14 protein-coding genes are annotated in these 19,706 nt (G+C 38.3%); 2 read left to right on the top strand and 12 right to left on the bottom strand.

The genetic code is table 11. From position 1 onward, the window contains the following. The 9 genes from dinB to ffh all read right to left on the bottom strand — a co-directional run bounded on the left by dinB (position 1) and on the right by ffh (position 13,137). Positions 1-1,146 carry a DNA polymerase IV gene (gene dinB, locus ACYVM0_RS09535; protein ID WP_460555981.1) on the bottom strand — a complete coding sequence of 382 codons (1,146 nt, stop codon included), beginning with the start codon at positions 1,144-1,146 and terminating at the stop codon, positions 1-3. A 64-nt stretch (positions 1,147-1,210) separates the two neighbouring features. Next, entirely contained in the window at positions 1,211-1,726 is a 516-nt protein-coding gene (locus ACYVM0_RS09540; protein WP_460555984.1) for a ribosome maturation factor RimM, read from the bottom strand. Between the two features lie 214 nt (positions 1,727-1,940). Then, positions 1,941-2,405, bottom strand: a complete 465-nt coding sequence (gene rpsP, locus ACYVM0_RS09545) for a 30S ribosomal protein S16 (RefSeq protein ID WP_430989400.1) — start codon at positions 2,403-2,405, stop codon at positions 1,941-1,943. A gap of 126 nt (positions 2,406-2,531) precedes the next feature. Then, positions 2,532-4,988 carry a hypothetical protein gene (locus tag ACYVM0_RS09550; RefSeq protein WP_460555987.1) on the bottom strand — a complete coding sequence of 819 codons (2,457 nt, stop codon included), beginning with the start codon at positions 4,986-4,988 and terminating at the stop codon, positions 2,532-2,534. A gap of 1 nt (position 4,989) precedes the next feature. Continuing rightward, positions 4,990-7,407 carry a hypothetical protein gene (locus tag ACYVM0_RS09555; RefSeq protein ID WP_460555990.1) on the bottom strand — a complete coding sequence of 806 codons (2,418 nt, stop codon included), beginning with the start codon at positions 7,405-7,407 and terminating at the stop codon, positions 4,990-4,992. A 109-nt stretch (positions 7,408-7,516) separates the two neighbouring features. Beyond that, on the bottom strand, positions 7,517-8,614 hold the full coding sequence (locus ACYVM0_RS09560; RefSeq protein WP_460555993.1) for a carboxypeptidase-like regulatory domain-containing protein: 1,098 nt from the start codon (positions 8,612-8,614) through the stop codon (positions 7,517-7,519). 61 nt (positions 8,615-8,675) lie between these two features. Beyond that, positions 8,676-11,111 (bottom strand): hypothetical protein, encoded by a 2,436-nt coding sequence (locus ACYVM0_RS09565; RefSeq protein WP_460555996.1) that lies wholly within the window; start codon positions 11,109-11,111, stop codon positions 8,676-8,678. A 113-nt stretch (positions 11,112-11,224) separates the two neighbouring features. Then, a complete protein-coding gene (locus tag ACYVM0_RS09570) occupies positions 11,225-11,752 on the bottom strand; it encodes a hypothetical protein (protein ID WP_460555999.1) in 528 nt (175 codons plus the stop codon). A 62-nt stretch (positions 11,753-11,814) separates the two neighbouring features. Continuing rightward, positions 11,815-13,137, bottom strand: a complete 1,323-nt coding sequence (ffh, locus tag ACYVM0_RS09575; protein ID WP_460556002.1) for a signal recognition particle protein — start codon at positions 13,135-13,137, stop codon at positions 11,815-11,817. Between the two features lie 175 nt (positions 13,138-13,312). On the opposite strand from ffh, the gene ACYVM0_RS09580 reads away from it, so the two are divergent. Together ACYVM0_RS09580 and pdeM are read left to right on the top strand one after the other, a co-directional pair. Next, positions 13,313-15,790: a ligase-associated DNA damage response DEXH box helicase gene (locus ACYVM0_RS09580; RefSeq protein WP_460556005.1), complete on the top strand. Its 2,478-nt coding sequence runs from the start codon at positions 13,313-13,315 to the stop codon at positions 15,788-15,790. 127 nt (positions 15,791-15,917) lie between these two features. Beyond that, positions 15,918-16,577: a metallophosphoesterase family protein gene (gene pdeM / locus ACYVM0_RS09585; RefSeq protein ID WP_460556008.1), complete on the top strand. Its 660-nt coding sequence runs from the start codon at positions 15,918-15,920 to the stop codon at positions 16,575-16,577. Between the two features lie 61 nt (positions 16,578-16,638). Here the strand turns inward: pdeM and ACYVM0_RS09590 are convergent, their stop codons facing one another. From ACYVM0_RS09590 to ACYVM0_RS09600, 3 genes are read right to left on the bottom strand one after another with little or no spacing between them, the layout of a single operon-like run. After that, positions 16,639-17,556, bottom strand: coding sequence for a DUF5777 family beta-barrel protein (locus tag ACYVM0_RS09590; protein ID WP_460556011.1), 918 nt, complete (start codon positions 17,554-17,556; stop codon positions 16,639-16,641). 44 nt (positions 17,557-17,600) lie between these two features. Beyond that, positions 17,601-18,212, bottom strand: a complete 612-nt coding sequence (locus ACYVM0_RS09595; protein ID WP_460556014.1) for a hypothetical protein — start codon at positions 18,210-18,212, stop codon at positions 17,601-17,603. A 30-nt stretch (positions 18,213-18,242) separates the two neighbouring features. Beyond that, complete coding sequence (locus tag ACYVM0_RS09600; RefSeq protein WP_460556017.1) at positions 18,243-19,436, bottom strand: hypothetical protein; 1,194 nt, start codon at positions 19,434-19,436, stop codon at positions 18,243-18,245. Positions 19,437-19,706: the final 270 nt, after the last annotated feature.

Raw genomic sequence — 19,706 nt, forward strand, 5'->3', positions numbered from 1 at the left:
TCAGTTTGAAGAGGCTCTTTTAACTGAAGCCTTTCCAAATCTTCCTTTTACATTATCGATGGCTTTGTACAAGTCTGTTTTTCTTTCCACATCATCAAACAAATTAGTTTGCACCGCATCATTGGTAAGTTCGCTCAAACGTACCCCCAGCAGTCGTACCGGGCTGCCCTTCTTCCATAATTTTTTAAATAATTCTTTTGCTACCGGGATAATTTCATCATCGGCACAGGTATATGGAATAGTGGTTTGTCTTGATGTGGTTTCAAAATCAGGATAACGGATCTTTACTGCCACACAGCCGGCCACTTTTTCATCCTGCCTTAGTTCATAAGCGATACGCTCTACCATTCTTACTAATTCGCTCATTAAAAAATCAACATCCGTTGTATTTTCATCAAAAGTATTTTCTGTACTTACCGATTTTGCCTCGTGGTATTGCGATACTTCACCATTATGGATACCATGGCTTTTATGCCATAAGTCAACACCCCATTTGCCTAACCGTTCTTCTAATTCTTCAATTTTTCTTTCGCTGATATCTTTGATGGTGTATATCCCCATTGCTTTCAAAGATTCATAAGTATGATCTCCTACTCCCGGAATTTTATTGACTGGCATAGGTGCCAAAAATTCTTTTTCCATACCGAATGGCACCTGTAAATAGCCATTGGGTTTGGCTTCGTCAGTAGCAATTTTAGCCATCATTTTATTGCTGGCCAATCCAAATGAAATGGGTAGTTGGGTTTCATTAATAATTTCCTGGCGCAAATCGATGGTCCATTGCAGCGGGTTAAAAAATTTTTCCATCCCGGTTAGGTCGATGTAAAATTCATCAACAGAGGCTTTTTCAAAAAGCGGCGCTTTAGCTGCAATAATTTGCGTAACCCAGCGGCTGTAGCGGCTATACTCTCCCCTGCTGCCATTGGCAACAATTAAATGCGGACATAACTGAAATGCTTTTTTAGAAGGCATACCACTATGAATACCAAATTTTCTTGCGGCATAGCTGCATGCTGCAACCACACCACGTTCCCTGCCGCCAACAATTACAGGTTTATCTTTTAATGAAGGATTGTTCAGTATTTCTACCGAAACAAAAAATGAATCAAGGTCGAAGTGTGCTATGATGCGTTGCGGAGCTTTCACACTGTAATTTACTGAATTTAGCATTGACACTTCTGCAATGCAGAGGAGAAGGGATTAAAAATTTCTATTTATAAATTTCCAGTAACCCATCCGGAAGTGTTACAAATACTTTACGGTTTTTTGTGTCCAGTTTTTCCAGGCTATCTTCATGAACAGGAATCAATGCTTCTTTGCCATTGTAGGTGATGCTGCAAAGTATCTGGTGCGGTTGCTCAATCACTTCTTCTATCACACCGATCTCTTCGCCATCATTCACCATCATAAAGCCAAGCATGGCAATGGGTGAAGATTTGACGGCAAACTTTTTAAAATCATCTGCTGTTATCCACACTTCTTTGGGTGTTAATTTCCTGGCCACTTCCATTATATCAATACCTTCTAATTTTATTACCGTTTCGCTCTCACTTCTTATTTGTGCAGATTGAATAAAGTACGGCATAAAACTATCTTTCTTCTCTTCTAAAAAAATAGCTTCCAGGCCTTTGAATGCTGTTTTTTTACCGAGGTTATGCTGTAATACGAGTTCGCCTTTTAAGCCGGTACTTGCAGCCAGTTTACCTATTTTAAAATATTCTGCCATGGGGTAGTTTTTAGTTGCCGGTTTTAAATACAGCTGTTTTGCGTTGCAAAAATAGTTTAATTATTAGTCGTGTCAGCAGCGTGCTTTTCAGGTTGCACATTATTGTTTATTCCGGCATTAAAATTACATGGTCAGACGTGGGCGTAAGACCATGTAAAAAAAAAAGTTCCGCTAAAAAATAACGGAACTTAAATGAATTAACGAAACAGAGGTATTATTCTTCTGTCTTGGTTTCTTCTGCTGGTGCTGCTGAAGCTACGGGAGCTTCAACTTTGCGAACTACTGGTTGGTTACGTTTGTCCATACGTGCCTTTTTATGTGCACCCTGGCGTTTTGCAATATGAGCATCATGCTCACTGCTCCACTTCGTAAACTTCTCCATAGCTGCTGCTTCATCAAACAGACCCAGGCCTACACCACGCAGTAAATGCTTCAGGTATAACACGCCTTTGAAAGAAAGGATGCGGCGTACAGTGTCGGTGGGTTGTGCACCTTTTTGCAGCCAATCCAATGCTTTCTGACGATCTACCTGAATTGTAGCAGGAACCGTCAAAGGATTGTACGTACCTAATTTTTGAATGAATTTACCGTCACGTGGACTTCTGCCGTCTGCGACTACGATGAAATAGAATGGTCTCTTCTTTGAGCCATGTCTTTGCAGTCTCATTTTTACAGCCATAAAATAGAAATTTTTGGTTGTTACTAAATAGGGTTTCTCCTTAAAAAAGGATAACGAAGATAATTACGAAACAGCGATTAGCCAAAATATTTTAAAAATCTTTACTGGGAAGCTGTAAAAGGCCCTTTAATCCAGTATTTTTTCTACTGAAACCAGCTTGCCGGCGGCATTTACGCCCTCTATTTTAAGCAGGAGTTTTTTTGAGACGTCATTATTATAATAGTCAATTTTAAACGTACGGGTGGTTTTATCGAGTATTACATAAGGGTTCCAGTATAATGTAGTGCGAAAATCGGGCTGTTTCAGCTGTGTTTTGTCGCTGTAATCCGGACCGGTAAATTCCCGGGGCGAATTGTAGCCTTTGATATATACAAAGGGCAAACCTTTTACCGGAGGGCCTTTTTCCCGGCCGGTTTTGGTGTATATAAATATAGCCCCGGTGGAAGTATTAAAACCTGCACCGATCACTATACCGGGAATATATTTTACATACGCAATATCAGCCAAATTTAAAAGCTCCATAGGATCTCCCGGACTAATGGGACCAGACGGAGTAGGTATAGGCTCAGGAGTTACATCCACTTCATTGATAAATATCCTGGTAAGAAAAATAGTATCAATTACGGCATTTGTTCCATTGCGAGGAACAATCATTGTACGTTTTTCACCAAACTTGTTATCACGTAAATTCAGCCCCGGTAACCTGAAACGCAAATAATCTTTTATATCACGATTTGCTGCAACGCCAAATGTATCATCAATTACATTTAACTGAAAGCCTCTTGTTGTTCCGCTAAACATACCGGAGGTGTAAAATTTATCCAATTCATTTATACGCTCTGTTATCGGATTGCCTTTATACTTAGATTTTATCACCACTCCTTTGATCGTTTGCAAATCATTAAATTTTGTATGGGCAGTTGAATAAAAATTTTCATAGCTGTTATTTTGGGATGCTGCTTTTACGGTAGCAGCATAGATTTCTGCAGGCAAGGCAGAAATCAATTGCGGAACAGGCATAGTATCTTCTCTTTTTATGGTCAGATAATTTACCACTGCTTTATTGATATCCATTTGATAAGCCACTTTTGCAGAATCAAAAAATACAAGATCAGATTTTTTAAATGTAGCAGGACCAGCAGGTTTTACATTATAAAACTGTTTACCCATACCGTTGTTACTTATAAAGAGGTTAAGCCCGTCATTCGCCGGTAAGGTTAAGTTCTTTTCTTTATACTCAACACCCAGTGAAATATAGTGGTCTGACAGTGCCGGTTTAATTTCTTTTTTATCTATTGCTTTTTTCCAATCAAACTTTCTCCATTGATGTGATAACAAAACCAGGTCAATGGCATTGCGGTCTTCTGATTGTAATAATGCATCGGTGTTTTGTGTTAGTGATTTAAGCCGGGTATTTAATAAAAGATCCTGCCGGATAGAATGTGTGTTTGCCTGGTCATAAAAATTGACATCTGCTATTGAAACAGATAAATTGGTGAACAATGTATCGGATAACCTGATACTTAGAATATTTTTTCCTTTAGGTAAAATACTAACGGTATCACATGTCACGGTAACCTGCCCACTATTATCATCAGTATTAATAAAAATCAAACGTTCCTGTAACTTGTTCCATCCTTTATCAAACAAAGTAAGTTGCATTAAGCCGGTTGACAAAGAATCGACAGGGAACTTTGCAGTTGACAGTTCCATTTCATTGGGCAAAACCAAATCAGCTTTGTACACTTTGTAGTTGCCCATCTGTGCCACGATATGCAGGAGGCTTAAGCTATCGTTGGTTTTGTTCCTGGCAAGTGTATACTGCAATTCCCTGCCAACAACCTCCGCATGAAATGATACACCAAATCTTTTAATAGCGGGCAACGCAAGCTCTTGTTCAATACCATTATCATCTTCCCAAACTGCTTTATAACTTATACGTGGCCGGGGTATTAACAGCAGCTTACCCATTCCTGTACTATCAGTAAAAAAAGAATCTATTGCCTTACCGGTTTCCACCTCTATTATCTCGCCTTTTATTATTGCTGCGGCACCATCTGCATACATTGCTTTAAACCCAAAAAAGTTTTGCAACTCTGCAACAGCCTGCCCTCCTTCAGCAAAAACCTGCAGTGATTTTTGTTTAACAGCAGGATTACTATTTCTATTATTTTTTTGATAGACTTTAACTACCCGTTGATACACGTTGTTGGTATCTTCTGCAATCATGGTTTTTGTAAATGCCCTGAATTGTATCCTGCTATATTCAATAGTATCGGGTATCTCAAAATCGCCATTGCAGCTCCCTTCTATAATAGGGTATTGCTTTTGCTGAATCAATTTTCCTTTATCATCATAGATAGCGGCGTAAAAATTAGTGGCAGCATAAGACACTTCGTCTATACTGTAGAGGTAGGCTTTAAACCAAATGGTTTCTCCGGGCAAATAAATATCTTTATCAAAATGCACATGCATGGTTTCAAATGAGATAATTGAATCAGCAGTCACACTATTTTTTTCTTCCGTCTGGGCATAAGCAGGCAGAACAAAAAAAAGATTTACTATTACAATCCATTTAACCATTTCACTCAATTACTTTTTCGATATAAATTAATTGCCCCTTTGCATTTATTCCTTCAATTTTAAGCAGTAGTTTCTTTGAAATATCATTATTAAAATAATCAATTTTAATGGTATTATTCGTTTTATCCATTATAACGTTAGGGTTCCAGTAAACTGTAGTGCGCAAGTCGGGTGTTTTTGCTATATCCTTATTGTTGTAATCAGGATTTAGAAAATCCTTTTGTGTATTATAGCCTTTAATGTACACCGAATGCATATTACTATTCCCTTCTGGCTCTGCTTCATTTCCTTTTCTTAAATAAACATATATAGCACCTATGGTAGACCTGAAAGAACTATTTATAACGATACCCGGAATGTATTTGATGTAAGCCACCTGTGACAAATCGTAATTACCTATACTTTTAACCGGCTGCTCATCTAGAAACATGGGAATTGGCTGAATTTGTTTCCATCCTAATCCTACAGTAGCTTCTGCCACAAAATATTTTTCATGAGACCATTCATCATCAATTATTTTTACACCCGATATCCTGTATGTTACATAGCTTGCCACGTCGCTATTGGGTTTAGCAGTAGGGTCATCTAATACATTCAACTGAAAACCTCTTACGGTTCCACTAAACATTCCTGTAGTATATATTTTATCCAGTTCTTCAATGCGTACCAATTCCGGATTATGTTTTAACCTGGATTTTACTACAACTTCTTTAATGGTTTGCTCAGCATTGAACCTGCCGGGTTTGTACAGCAGGAAAGAAGCAAGACTGTTGTTTTGTATTTCTGGTTTAACAGATGCTGCAATATTTTGTGGCTGCAAAACATTTACTAACGCAGGTACAGCCAAGGTATCATCTTTGTAAACCGACATGTAGCTACCCAGTGCTTTATTTTTATCTGTCTGATAAATCACTTTTACAGAATCAAAGAATAACAGCTCATTTTTTTTGAATGCTGTTTGATTAATGGGTTTCAGGTTATACAATTGTTTTGCTGCCCCTGTGCCTTTTATAATAAGGTTAAGTGATTCGCCTTCGGGCAATACCTGGTTCTTTTCTTTGTAATTAACAGCAAGGGTTATATAATTGTCTAACGGCTCCCCGGCAAGGTTCACTTGATCTGTCGATTTTTGCCAATCATATTTTTTCCATTGTTGTGTAAGCAAAACCAGGTCTATGATATTTTTTTTATCTGCTAACAACACCGAACCCAGATTAAGATCAAGGCCATTTAATTGCGTATTTAGCAAAAGGTCTTGTGTAATAGAATGGGTACTGGAAGGGTCGTAAAAATTAATATCCGCTATCGACACTGACAAATTAGTGAATATCGTATCGGGCAAACTGATAGTAATTGTGTTCTTTGCTTTAGGACCTGCAGCAATCGTATCTCTTTTTATAACCGGTTGCTGCATCCCTTCATTATTAATAAACACCATTCTTTCCTGCAATATGTTCCAATGCTTATCAAATAAGGTGAGTTGCATTAAACCTGCGGGTATAGAATCAATAGAAAAACCAACCTGGGCCATTTCCATTTCGTTTGGTAAAACAATATCTGCTTTATACACTTTGTAATTGCCCATTTGCGCCAGCAGGTGCAATTCGCTTAAGCTGTCGTTGGTACGGTTCCTTGCCACCAGGTATTGCAATTTCTTTTCCGCTATTTCTGCATGAAAAGAAACACCATAACGATTGATCATTGGCAAAGGCGTTTCCCTTACAATGCCATTATCATCTTTCCAGACCGCTTTGTAATTTTTTCTGGGAGATGGGATCAACAATAGTTTGCCAAGGCCCATTGCATTAGTAAAAAAAGTATCCACTACTTTATTTCTTTCCACTTCTATAATTTGTCCGTTTGTCTGCGCAGGTTTTCCATCTGCATAAGTGCTTTTAAAAGCAATATAATTTTGCAACTCCGCTACTACGTGGCCTCCTTCCGGAAAGAATAGTAATTGTTCGCCTTTGTTTAATGCAACATTCTCTGTATTATTGGCTTTGTTGTAAACATTTATAATTTTCTGGTACACATTAGTACTGTCTTCAATTATCATTGCTTTTGTAAATGCCCTGAATTGTATCCGGTTGCTTTCTATACTATCAGGTATTACAAAATCTCCGTAGCAACTACCTTCAACTATGGGATATTGTTTTTGCTGAATCAGTTTTCCTTTATCATCATAAATGGCCGCATAAAAATTGGTAGCTGCAATAGAAATTGCATTTACGTTGTAGAGGTAGGCTTTAAACCAGACGGTCTCGCCGGGCAGATAGGTGTCCTTATCAAAATGCACATGCATGATTTCAAAAGAAATAATGGCATTTGCAGCGGCATCTTTTTTTTCTATGGTCTGTGCACCGGCAGATAATGCAAATAAGAGATTTACCATAAAAAAGCAGCGGTTAGCGATTGTCATAAGTTGTCAGTTTTGTTGAAGCGTATCTAACAAGGGTGGATATGCAAAAGACACTTGCCGGATACCAGGTTCCGGCAGGTGTATCAATTATTTTCGCAGGGACAAAAAATTATTTTATTTTAAAGTCATAAGGCAAGGTATCAGCCATTCTCATCCAGGCCATGTAGCCGCTTTTTGTAATACAGGTCTGTTCAAAATAATACCCATTTACTTCTACACCAATTACTTGTGCAGGTTTAAAGGTTAAAACAGATAACTGATATTTTAGAGATGCGGTGGGGTCGGCTTTTACATAAGTTTGTTCGGGAGCATCCTTATTATAAATAATAACCACCTCATTTTTCTCCGGTAATACCATTACATCTTGTGTACTGTCATCAATTTCGTAGCTGAGAAACTGGTAATAATTTAAAACCGGTACAAGGGTTTCCTTTTCACCAGATCTTTTTTTCAGGTATTTAATATCAAACCCATTTTCCTTCAGTTGTTTACTATAGAGGCTTCTCATAAAATGGATCATAGAACCATTGTAAGCTTTTTGCCTGGCACCTTCCCAATTTACTTTCTGCATTGCATCTTTGGGTTCCATTTCCTCGTAGAAAGGATATCCTTTGTAAAAAGTTACAAGTTTATCATAATCATAATTAAAGGTAACCAGTGTATATTTTATCCTGTACCCCAGTGCCTCATTTACAATTATCAATGGAGAATCTGCCAACACTTTTAAGGTATTTTTTTTAGCGGAGAAATAAAATTTTAATACTTCCTTGTTGGCAATAGAGCAGGAATTACTATTAGTGGTTCTTCCTATAAAATTTTCCAGGAAGAAAGCACCATACTTCTCCCAGCCATCGGCCAATTCATTGGATATAACTACATCTTTAAGCGACTTATCTTTTTGCTTTAATTCAATTACTGTGTGTTTACTGTTATTTTCAGATGCACTGATCCTTATAATCTCTGGTTGGTAACCGATGCAGGTGATGATAAGGTCGTATCCTCCATCGGGCAGGCTCAATTTAAAATTGCCTTCCGCATCAGCGGCTGTGCCAATAGTAGTATTTTGAGCAAAGACTGAAGCACCGGGCAATGGTGTTCTGGTAATGGCATCAATTATTTTGCCGGCTACATAATAGTAGTCCGGTTGCTGAGAGAATGCTGAAGCCGGCAAAAGATAAAGGGCCAAAAGCAAAAGGTTTTTTCTCATGTGATTTGGTTTGGATGCAATGATTCAAAACAGCTGCCTTTGCACAAAAGCTATTATGATTTTATTCCACTATTTTTTCAATATGGATCAGCTTCCCTTCGTCGTTAAACCCTTCCAGTACAATACGCAGTTTCTTTGTAAAATCATTATTGTAGAAAGTGATGGGTACTTTTTGATTGGTGGCATCAGTTAATATGTAAGGCTGCCACAATAAAGTAGTTCGGGCATCGGTACCTGTTATAGTATTACTTTGCGAATAATCAGGGGCATAAAATTCTTTTTGAGGTGAATAGCCTGCAACCTTCACTACTCTTAAGTCAGAATCTTTAGGTCGGTTATCGATCAGGTTATCGCCTTTTTTAAGATAAATGGAAATAGCCGGTGGTAACCCCGGAACAATCGCAAGATGTGGGATAAATTTTACGTAGGCAATATCTTCGATATTTATTCTGGTGAGCTCTTCATTTTCAACCGGCCTTTCATTAACGTATAATTTGCAGGCAACGTATGGTGGAGTACCCTGGTAAACCACCAATGTTTTTTCTCCTTGCCTGAAGTATACTCCCAGGCCCGGCGCTTTACCTATCATGTAGTTATAGATATCCATCTTAGCAGGCGCCATTTCATCATGCATTACATCATACGCAAAAGAATTTGCCACCCCCCTGAAAGCGCCATCGGCATATTTTTGATCCAGTTTAAAAATCGGGTCATTTTTCCAGTTGTGCCAACCTCCGTTTTTCACTAATACCGCTTGCATGGTTTTTTTTTTATTAAATTGTTGCAGGGCATTGTCCTTAATATAATATCCAAACACAGAGGCGGCCTGGTTAAATTTTGTTCCTGCGGTATCGGGTATTAAATAATTACCGGCATTTGCAATAGTAACGGGTTGCGGATATGTATAATTGGAAGAACTAAAAACCATTTCGGGATTCAGCAGTTTATTTTTATTGAAAGAAAATTGCACCCTGGCACTATCATAAAATACTAAACCGGTCTGTTTAATTATTCCTTCTGCATCTGGTTTTACAAAATAAAAATTCTGGGAACTGTCTTTACTTTTTATAATCAGGTTCACCAGTTCTGCAGCATCCAGTTTTTGTTGTGTCTGCTTCCCTATTCTTCCATAAATACTTAAATAATTATCCTGCGGATATTTCAGTTCCGGCGTTCTTGCTGCCAGCATATTATCCCAATTGTACCTGCGCCAGCCATGGGTAAGCATTACCAGGTCTAACTCAGATTTTAAGGTTGCATTGGTATTACCGGTAAAATAATAGGCCGGGTTATGGATATACCCTTTTACATCTCCACCTAATAAAAGATTGGTAACAATGTTTGTGGTTGATACACCATCATTTAATTCTGCATCAGTAACACTTAAAGACATGTTTGAAAGAATGGTATCTGCTACTTCAATCTCAATAATATTTTTTCCTCTTTTCTGTGTACTGATTGCTGTGTTGGTTAATTTGGCATTGAGTGCATAATTATTGTTGTTGATAAACGCCACACGTTCCGCCACCGGTTGCCAGTTGGCATCAAACACCGTTAACTGCATAATACCACTGGGTAATGCGTTTACCGGCACAGTAGCCGTAAAAGGTTCATTTGATGGTACTAACAGGTCATTTTTATAAAAGACTTTTTGGTACAGGTACATCAATACATGCAAACTATCCTTAGCCGTTTTATTGGTAAGATTAAATATCACATTGTCTTTTACCTGCGCCAGCTTAAGCGATACACCAGTTGATTTTGCCTGGGGTAAATAAGTTTTTTGTAACACGCCTTTGTCATCCGTCCACTCTGCATAAAATTTTTGATTGGGCAAAACTTCAATATCAAACCTGCCCATACCATCATGTACAGATTTTACAGGTATTTCCACTTCGCCGGTTTCCTGTTTTTTTATGACCCCATTTATTTCAAAAGGCAAACCATTATTGTAGTTGGCTTTAAAAGCAATGGTATTTCTTACCCCCTCAATTATATCTCCGCCTTCCGGAAAAAATTGCAGAGATACCGTTTTTGCAGTTTTACTGCTGTCAGTTTTGGCATCATTATTTATCAGCCTGATGGCTTTGGTAAATAAGAATGTAGTATCTAAATTCAACATCCATGTGGTGTAGGCACGGCAAATGAGTTGTTTGCTCAGCAAGCTATCGGGTATCTGAAAATGTCCATCGGCAGTACCATTAAAAATAGGACAAAGCAGTTGCTGTACCTGTTTACCATTCTCATCATACAATGAAGTATAAAAGTTGGTACTTTTTGCAGCAGGTATATAATCTTCAAAAAGATAGGCTTTAAACCAGATGGTTTCTCCGGGCAGATAAGCCTCTTTATCAAAATGGATATGAATTTTTTCCTGCGAAAAATTTGTACCATAGAGGTTAATAGTATTTTCTATTGTTTGTGCAGAAGTTGTTATGGGAGTAAGAAAGATAACTGCAATGCAGCAATAACACAACGCTTTAGTTAGGGATGGCATAAGTTTACAATTACGAATTAAATATAGCGATAATTCGTTAATAACTTTAAAGCGTTATATTTAATTGAATTGCATTAACAAAAGTTTAGTGCCCGGCTATTCTTAAGCAGCTACTATTTTCGTTTGCCTGACTTTTTTTGGTGCTCATAATATTCCAAAGCAGAAGTCATGGATTCACTCACTGTAGTATAATATCCTATACACCCTTGAAGCGCCTGTAATTTTTCATTGTCTTTTGCATGTTCCCAAAATACTAACCTCAATGCCCAATAATTTCTTTTAATTAGTGCGTCAAAGGCGTAGACCCTTACTACGGGATTTTTATGATTGGTTAAATTGATAAGAGAAGAATCTGTAGCATATTTTGCAAGCATTTCATACCTTTTATATTGATCACTTCTAATCCCGCCATATCCTACAACAGGCCCGTCTAATCGATTATTATCCGCAATAGCAATCACTATATTTTGAATATTCTCTTTGTAGGCCAAAGGGTCGCTGAGAAAAATAAAGCTTAATTTGCTGGTATCGCCTAAACCGCTCCCTTTTTCAAAAAAATCATTTATAGCTTCGTTCCTGTGAAAGCTGCAAGCATATAAAGCGAAGCATAAACTTAAGAAAGTAATAGTTCTTGAAATCATGCAGTTGGTTTTGAAACTAAATTTATTCCAAATACTGCAAAATAATTCTATCAATATTAAATTTAACGTTTCCCCATTCCCGGCATTCTTCCCATAGGCATTTTATTCATCATCTTCATCATGCCTTTCATTTGCTCAAATTGTTTTAGGAAAGCATTCAGTTCAGCAATATCTTTTCCGGCGCCTTTGGCTATACGCAGTTTGCGGTTTGGATTTATGATGTCGGGATTTCTTCTTTCTTCTAAAGTCATACTGTTGATCATCGCTTCTATACCTTTAAAAGAATCATCGTTGATATCAACATCCTTTATTTGTTTACCTACACCGGGTATCATACCCATCAGGTCTTTAAGATTACCCATTTTTTTGATCTGCTGCAACTGCGTTTTAAAATCTTCAAAATCAAATTGATTTTTGCGGATCTTCTTTTCCAGTTTTCTTGCTTCAGCTTCGTCAAATTGTTCCTGCGCTTTTTCTACCAGGCTCACAATATCACCCATGCCCAGTATACGTTGCGCCATACGCTCAGGATAAAACACATCCAGTGTATCCATCTTCTCTCCACTACTTGCAAACTTTATTGGTTTGTTTACCGTGTATTTAATTGATAACGCAGCACCACCTCTTGTATCACCATCTAATTTGGTTAATACCACACCACTAAAGTCCAAACGGTCGTTAAATGCTTTAGCTGTATTCACCGCATCCTGTCCCGTCATACTATCCACCACAAATAAAATCTCCTGAGGATTGATAGCTTTTTTAATATTCGCCACTTCAGTCATCATCACTTCATCTACCGCCAAACGGCCGGCAGTATCCACGATGATCACATTCTTATTTTTACTCTTTGCCTCCTTTATTGCATTTTGTACAATCGATACCGCATCTTTATTTTCTCTTTCTGCAAAAACATCTACTCCTATTTGGCCGCCTAATACTTCCAGCTGGTCAATCGCCGCCGGCCTGTAAATATCTGCTGCCACCAGCAATGGTGATTTACCTTTTTTTGTTTTAAGGTAATTCGCCAGCTTACCGCTGAATGTGGTTTTACCACTACCCTGCAGCCCTGCAATTAAAATAATAGCCGGGGCGCCGGTAATATTGAATTCGCTTTCGCTGCCCCCCATTAATTCTGTCAGTTCGTCCTGAACGATCTTTACCATTTGCTGTCCGGGATTTACGGCCAGCAACACCTTAGAGCCAATCGCTTTCTCCTTTACTTTATCTGTAAATTCTTTAGCAATCTTATAGTTCACATCCGCATCTACCAATGCACGGCGGATATCTTTTACGGTATTGGCAATATTAAGGTCGGTAATACGGCCCTGGCCTTTTAGGTTCTTAAACGCACCTTCTAATTTCTCACTTAACGAATTAAACATATAACTATCATTTAAAAATGACTGCAAAAGTATAAAATTATAGGGCTGCAAGCGTCAATAATTTTACAGGATATTTATTCATCCCGTATTAACCGCTGGCGGGGTCTGTAACTGCCCAGGGGTTAATCCTAAAATTGTTTTAGCCAAATTGTTTAGCAATCCTTAATTTGCCCTTATGAACCTGGAGAAAAGCACCGGCTATACCATTATTACAGACTGGCTTAAAAAAAATGAGCGGCAACCTTTTCCTTTTCAAACGGAGACCTGGCAACATATTTTAAACGGGCAAAATGGCCTGGTGAATGCCCCTACCGGATGCGGTAAAACCTATTCCGTTTTCCTGGGTGCCCTTATTCAATTCATTAACGCTCATCCCAAACAATATCACACCAAAAAAAATAATGGTTTACAACTTTTATGGATAACGCCATTACGGGCCCTGGCAAAGGATATTGCCCGTGCTATGGATGAGGTAATTGCAGCATTGGATATGCAATGGAAAATTGGTATCCGCAACGGAGATACCGAAGTAAATGAACGGGCCAAACAAAAAAGGCAGATGCCCGAAGTGCTGATCATTACACCGGAGAGTTTACATTTATTGCTGGCACAAAAAAATTATCCTGATGTTTTTGCATCATTAAAAATAATTGCAGTAGATGAATGGCATGAATTACTCGGTAGTAAGAGAGGTGTGCAAACAGAATTAGCTATTTCCAGAATTGTGAATGTGAAATACCGGATCACGAATGCGGCATGTTCAATCTGGGGCATTTCTGCTACTATCGGAAACCTGGAAGAAGCAAAAGAAGTATTGCTGAGCTCCTTGAAAGAGGAGGGGGTGATTGTAAAAGCAAATCTTTATAAGAAAATTGAAATTGAATCCATTTTTCCTGATGAGATTGAAAAATATCCCTGGGCCGGTCATTTAGGCATTAAGCTGGTAGATAAGGTACTGCCCATAATAAATAACAGCCGCACTACATTGATCTTCATCAACACCCGCGGTATGACTGAAATGTGGTACCAGGCCTTATTAACCGCAGCACCTGAATTGGCCGGTGCCATTGCCTTGCACCATGGCAGCATTGAACAGGAACTGCGTTTTTGGGTAGAAGAAAATTTGCATAGTGGAAAATTAAAAGCTGTGGTTTGTACCGCCAGCTTAGACCTCGGCGTCGATTTTCGGCCAGTAGAAACCGTTATACAGGTAGGCTCACCAAAAGGTGTGGCAAGATTTTTACAAAGAGCCGGAAGAAGTGGCCATAGCCCCGAAGCTGTTAGTAAGATTTACTTTTTACCTACGCATAGTTTAGAATTAGTGGAAGCCGCCGCATTAAAACAAGCCGTGGAAGAAAATTTTATTGAAAGTAAAGTACCACAACTACTTTGCTTTGATGTGTTAATTCAATATTTATGCACCATTGCCATTTCAGATGGTTTTTACCCTGAGGAAATTTTTGAAGAAGTAAGTTCTACTTATTGTTTTGCAGAAATTACTAAAGACGAATTTGCTGAAATTTTATTGCATATTACAGCAGGGGGAATTGCGCTAAATCAATACGACGAATTTAAAAAAGTAGAAATACTGGACAACGGTTTGTATAAGATCAACAACCGCCGTATTGCAATGCAGCACCGTATGCATATAGGTACCATTGTAAGTGATGCGATGCTTAAAGTAAAATTTTTCAGTGGCGGCTATATTGGTGTAATTGAAGAATACTTTATATCCAGATTAGAGCCAGGAGATTCTTTTACAATTGCCGGCAGAAATTTAGAGTTGGTGATGATAAAAGACATGACGGTACTGGTAAAAAAATCAACGGCTAAAAAAAGTATTATCCCCAGCTGGCAGGGCGGCCGCATGAGCCTGAGCAGCAATATGGGAAAAAAATTGCGGCAGGCCCTTACCGTAAGCCAGCAAAAAAATAAGATACCGGAACTTACAGTACTCAGGCCTTTATTTGATTTGCAAAATCTTTTATCTCAGGTGCCCAAAGAAAATGAATTACTGATTGAACATATTGAAACCAAAGACGGCTTCCATTTATTTGTGTATCCTTTTGAAGGAAGATTGGTACATGAAGCCATGGCAGCAATTTTATCGTGGCGCATCAGCCAGATAACGCCTATCACTTTTTCCTTTGCCATGAACGACTATGGTTTTGAATTACTGAGTGATCAGCCAATACCCCTGGATGATAGCAATGTGTATGAATTATTCACTGATAAAAATTTATTTGAAGACATTCAGCGCAGTGTGAACAGCACAGAAATGGCCAAGCGTAAATTCAGGGATATTGCCGTGATTGGAGGACTAATTTTCCAGGGTTATCCCGGCGAATATAAAAAAGCAAGACATTTGCAATCTTCCGCATCACTGCTGTTTAAAGTATTTGCAGAATATGAACCGAATAATATTTTATTAAAACAGGCGTACCGGGAAGTATTTGACCAGCAGATGGAAGAAACAAGATTAAGAGATATGTTGCAAAGAATTCAACAAAGTAAGATCATTATTACCTGGCCGCAGCAATTAACACCATTTTGCTTTCCGCTTAAAGTAGATAGTATGAGAGAGAATGTTTCTTCAGAAAAACTGGAAGACAGGGTGAAAAGGATGCAGGAGCAGTTGGGGAAGGATAGCTAGTTGCCACTAATTACACGAATAGAACTAATACAAAATAACCAGAAAAAGCAGTGTCATTCCTGGCAAAAAAAATGCACTATGGCGTTAAAAAATTTTATCGAATTTAAAATTCAATGTACTAAACCAAATGGCATCATTCGTTAAACATACCATCAATAAAAATGACTTTATTTTAAACAGCAACCGCACGGTGTTTTGGGAGCAGGAAAAAATACTCATCCTGTCAGATCTGCATTTAGGCAAAACCGGGCACTTCAGAAAAAGCGGTATTGGTGTGCCTGCGGCAATTATGAAAGAAGATATGCAACGTTTTGTAGCTGCCATACAATTTTACAAGCCGCTGCTGGTGGTAATAGTGGGCGATCTTTTTCACAGTGTAGAAAATAAAGAACATGAATTATTTTTAAAATGGCGAAAAGACCTGCAACATATTCCTATGCTGCTGGTAAAAGGCAATCATGATATTGTACCCGACGCATGGTACAAAGAAGCCGGCGTTGAGATCGTTGAAAAGATCTGGCATAAAAATAATTTTGCTTTTGTGCACCAGATGGAAGATGCCGGAGATGAAACTACTGCTGCCTATTTTTTTAGCGGGCACATACACCCTGCCGTTAGCATCAGGGGTTTAGGCAAGCAATCATTGCGTTTCCCCTGTTTTTATTTTACACAACAATATGCGGTGTTACCCGCTTTTGGAAAATTTACAGGTACTTACCTTGTTACGCCTTTAAAAGCCGAAAAGGCATTTGCCATTGTTGAAGACAGTGTACTGCCACATAAATAAGGGTATTAAAAAAGCCGGCATATAATATCCGGCTCTTTTATCATTCATCAAACTTAAACAACTAATTCTTTTTCAAACTCAGGCTTCTGTTTATGGTAAAACCAAAAGCAAAGTTGCCATCTTTTATGCTGCTGTTATTTCTTGCCAGCTGATCAACATTTGAGGCATCTGTTGTACTTCCCACAAAGAACTGGAACAAGTGACCCCCGGTATTGATTTCTATACCTGCAGCAAGCAGGTTAGGATAATAATTCAGGATAGCTCCGTTTTTGGTGATGAGGTTTTCGTACATATTAAGCTGGCGTGAGTATTCCAGTGTAAGGTTCATTTTTGGTTTTGCTTTGTATTTAACACCGGCACCCAATGCGAATACTTCGTTACTGTTGTTAATACCATAAGGAACAATATTAAAGTGTACCCATGAAGGAATCAACTCAACAGAAAATTTAGGAGACAGTTTACGTGCGATCAATACTTGATTTACAAAAGCTATTTTATTTCCGGCAAATGTCTGGTCAGGATCTTTTGCAGTATTGATGTTAATTAAAGAAAAGTAGCTTACGGATACAGGAATATTTTTCAATCCTGTTTGCTGGCGTAACACCCTGAATTTTGCCCAGCCTTCGTATTTAGAACTACCCGCTGCTGCAACACCCAGGTTAAGCCAGTTGGTTGGTGAATAAGCAAATGATAAATAGGTATGTGCAACACCTGAGTTAAGGCCAAACAACTGGCCAACATTTTGTGAGCCTGCATCTTTATTCCAGATATTACTGAAATGGTGACTAACCATAAACTCCAATGCACCTTTACTTACGATCTCTGTGCTTTGCATATTGATGATACGGGTAGAGTTAAAAGTAGCCCTCGCATATTTTGCGGTTGGTGCTTCTTTAGCTTCTACTGCGGCAGAATCCTGTGCTACAGCATAGCTAAAAATAACCATGGAAGCAAGCAGTAGTGATAATATCTTTTTCATAATGTCTTATTTTATTTGATAAACTTCATTATTGTTTTTTAAAATTATTTTGGTAACCCCTGGTTGATCCATTCTGTAAATATTTTTACTGTGCAGGAACTTAAGCTTAACGCTCCACCCGGGTGTCCGTTACCGCTACTGCTCATCATAGTAGTTAATTTATCTTTATCAGCCACCAGTTTGTTATAATCCAATGCTACAGCTATTCCTCCATGGCAGGTTGATCCTTTACAGGTAGTGTTATAAATCGGTGCGATATTGGTAGCATAGCTTAATGCTCCGGTTACAGTACATCCGCCGCCGTCATCTTTTGCACCTTCTGCAATCCATTGTTTAATCAACACTTTTTCATTGGGTTTAAAATCAATGATACCTCCGCCCGGGTGTGTTCCGCCATTAACCCATGCACTAAACAGTGATGATCTTGAAAGTATAGCATCATAAAAAACTGTATCCCCATGTGCAAATGCAACGGCATTGGAAACTTTACCATTGATATGGCAACCGCAACCGCCGGATGCAATAATGGGTACTACTTCTCCCCTGAATGATACTGTTGGTAGTGTAAGAATGTCTTCTTTATTTTTGTAGCAGGATGACAACATATAGATCAGCATTGAAGTCATTGTAGCTGCCATTATTATTTTCTTTTTCATATTCCTGAAATTTAAGGATGATTGTATTAATTAGTGTTTGATAATGATGTTTCCTGTTTTCCTGTATTTAAAGATGCCCACATTGGCATTACCATATTTCCATACATCAGGAATATTAGGATCAGCGAAATACCATGCTTTGATCAGCGCCACTTCATTTGATTTTAAACCACCGTCTCCATAAGCCATATCACCTTGCTGATTTGTTGCATACACACCTAAGAAAGGATTCGCTAATAACAAAGTGGAATCTACCCTGGAAACTAAAGAACTGGTAACATTCAAATAATTTCCCTTTACATAGTACTGTGTTAATGTTACAGGATCAGTGTACTGAACAGATGAATTACTTCTTGCACTTTTTGGATACATGATATCAAGCAATATATCATCATAGGTTTGCAATGGTCCTCTTGTACTGCTTGCAGAACGTGGGGTTGCAAAAGTTTTCCATGGCCTGTAGCTTGCATAAGCCAATGTATCAGAATAAAATTTTCTTACACTGTCTTTATAAGAATTCCAAACCTGGTCACGTATAGTTTTGTTTGATAGCAAACAGTATACAGTAACAGCACCAGTTGTTTGATTCGTAAATGTAAATTGTGTTGTATCAGCAGCGGTCAAGCCGGGTATCAATCCTTTTCTTGCCCAACCACCGGTAGCAGTGGCTTCGTTATGGCAGTTGGCAGATCCGCAACCATTATTAATTAGAGTGATGGCAGCTGGTCTGAAATCTTTAAGGTCCGGTTTTTCTTTTGCACCATTTACTATCCAGTTATAAATTAAAGTTTTGTCGCTGATGCCCAATTCATGATTGGAGTTAACCGGCGGCATTGCTTTATCAAAATTATTGGTGGTAATATATTCCCATAATTTACTGCCATCAGGATTACCAGCCACTACATACCGCATTACATCGGTATAAGAGTCAAACTTAGGGCCGATAGGGCCGCCGTGGCAATTTGATGTGGCACAGTATTCATGCAGGATCGTTTGTACACCCCTGAATTTAACAACGTCATTTACATCAGCAACAACATCGGCTGTACCTACATTATTACTTTCGTAAAAAGCAGCATACAATGTAGTGTCTGAAGTTCCTTTAAATGACCTGTCAAGTCCTTTTACTACATCTCCTGTTTTTTTGCACTGCAAAACGGATGCTGACACCAACATAACACCCAGGAAGAGTGTTGTTCCCTTGATTATTGAAAATTTTTTCATAACACGTTAATTTATTTTTTGGAAAGATTTCTATTTAATTATGTGACCAACTTTATTTCTAAAATTGTATATCAAAAATATCCCGGCTGCTTTTACAGTTCTATGACAATAGATTGGTCGGTTTATGACCTTTATCATGTCATGCTCTGCTCATGGTCACTGCAGCGGCGTACCTGATATTTCTCAGGTTGCCGCTTGATTGATATCATACTATTATTTCTGCTGCCTGGATAAATTGCAGCTACATTTTTCACAGAACAAAAGAAAATC

Source organism: Ferruginibacter profundus, assembly GCF_054783275.1.

What these genes read in the sequence shown, in the direction of transcription:
- ACYVM0_RS09540 (WP_460555984.1), bottom strand. Translation starts at nt 1,726, where the DNA reads ATGGCAGAATATTTTAAAATAGGTAAACTGGCTGCAAGTACCGGCTTA.
- rpsP (WP_430989400.1), bottom strand. Translation starts at nt 2,405, where the DNA reads ATGGCTGTAAAAATGAGACTGCAAAGACATGGCTCAAAGAAGAGACCA.
- ACYVM0_RS09550 (WP_460555987.1), bottom strand. Translation starts at nt 4,988, where the DNA reads ATGGTTAAATGGATTGTAATAGTAAATCTTTTTTTTGTTCTGCCTGCT.
- ACYVM0_RS09555 (WP_460555990.1), bottom strand. Translation starts at nt 7,407, where the DNA reads ATGACAATCGCTAACCGCTGCTTTTTTATGGTAAATCTCTTATTTGCA.
- ACYVM0_RS09560 (WP_460555993.1), bottom strand. Translation starts at nt 8,614, where the DNA reads ATGAGAAAAAACCTTTTGCTTTTGGCCCTTTATCTTTTGCCGGCTTCA.
- ACYVM0_RS09565 (WP_460555996.1), bottom strand. Translation starts at nt 11,111, where the DNA reads ATGCCATCCCTAACTAAAGCGTTGTGTTATTGCTGCATTGCAGTTATC.
- ACYVM0_RS09570 (WP_460555999.1), bottom strand. Translation starts at nt 11,752, where the DNA reads ATGATTTCAAGAACTATTACTTTCTTAAGTTTATGCTTCGCTTTATAT.
- ffh (WP_460556002.1), bottom strand. Translation starts at nt 13,137, where the DNA reads ATGTTTAATTCGTTAAGTGAGAAATTAGAAGGTGCGTTTAAGAACCTA.
- ACYVM0_RS09580 (WP_460556005.1), top strand. Translation starts at nt 13,313, where the DNA reads ATGAACCTGGAGAAAAGCACCGGCTATACCATTATTACAGACTGGCTT.
- pdeM (WP_460556008.1), top strand. Translation starts at nt 15,918, where the DNA reads ATGGCATCATTCGTTAAACATACCATCAATAAAAATGACTTTATTTTA.
- ACYVM0_RS09590 (WP_460556011.1), bottom strand. Translation starts at nt 17,556, where the DNA reads ATGAAAAAGATATTATCACTACTGCTTGCTTCCATGGTTATTTTTAGC.
- ACYVM0_RS09595 (WP_460556014.1), bottom strand. Translation starts at nt 18,212, where the DNA reads ATGAAAAAGAAAATAATAATGGCAGCTACAATGACTTCAATGCTGATC.
- ACYVM0_RS09600 (WP_460556017.1), bottom strand. Translation starts at nt 19,436, where the DNA reads ATGAAAAAATTTTCAATAATCAAGGGAACAACACTCTTCCTGGGTGTT.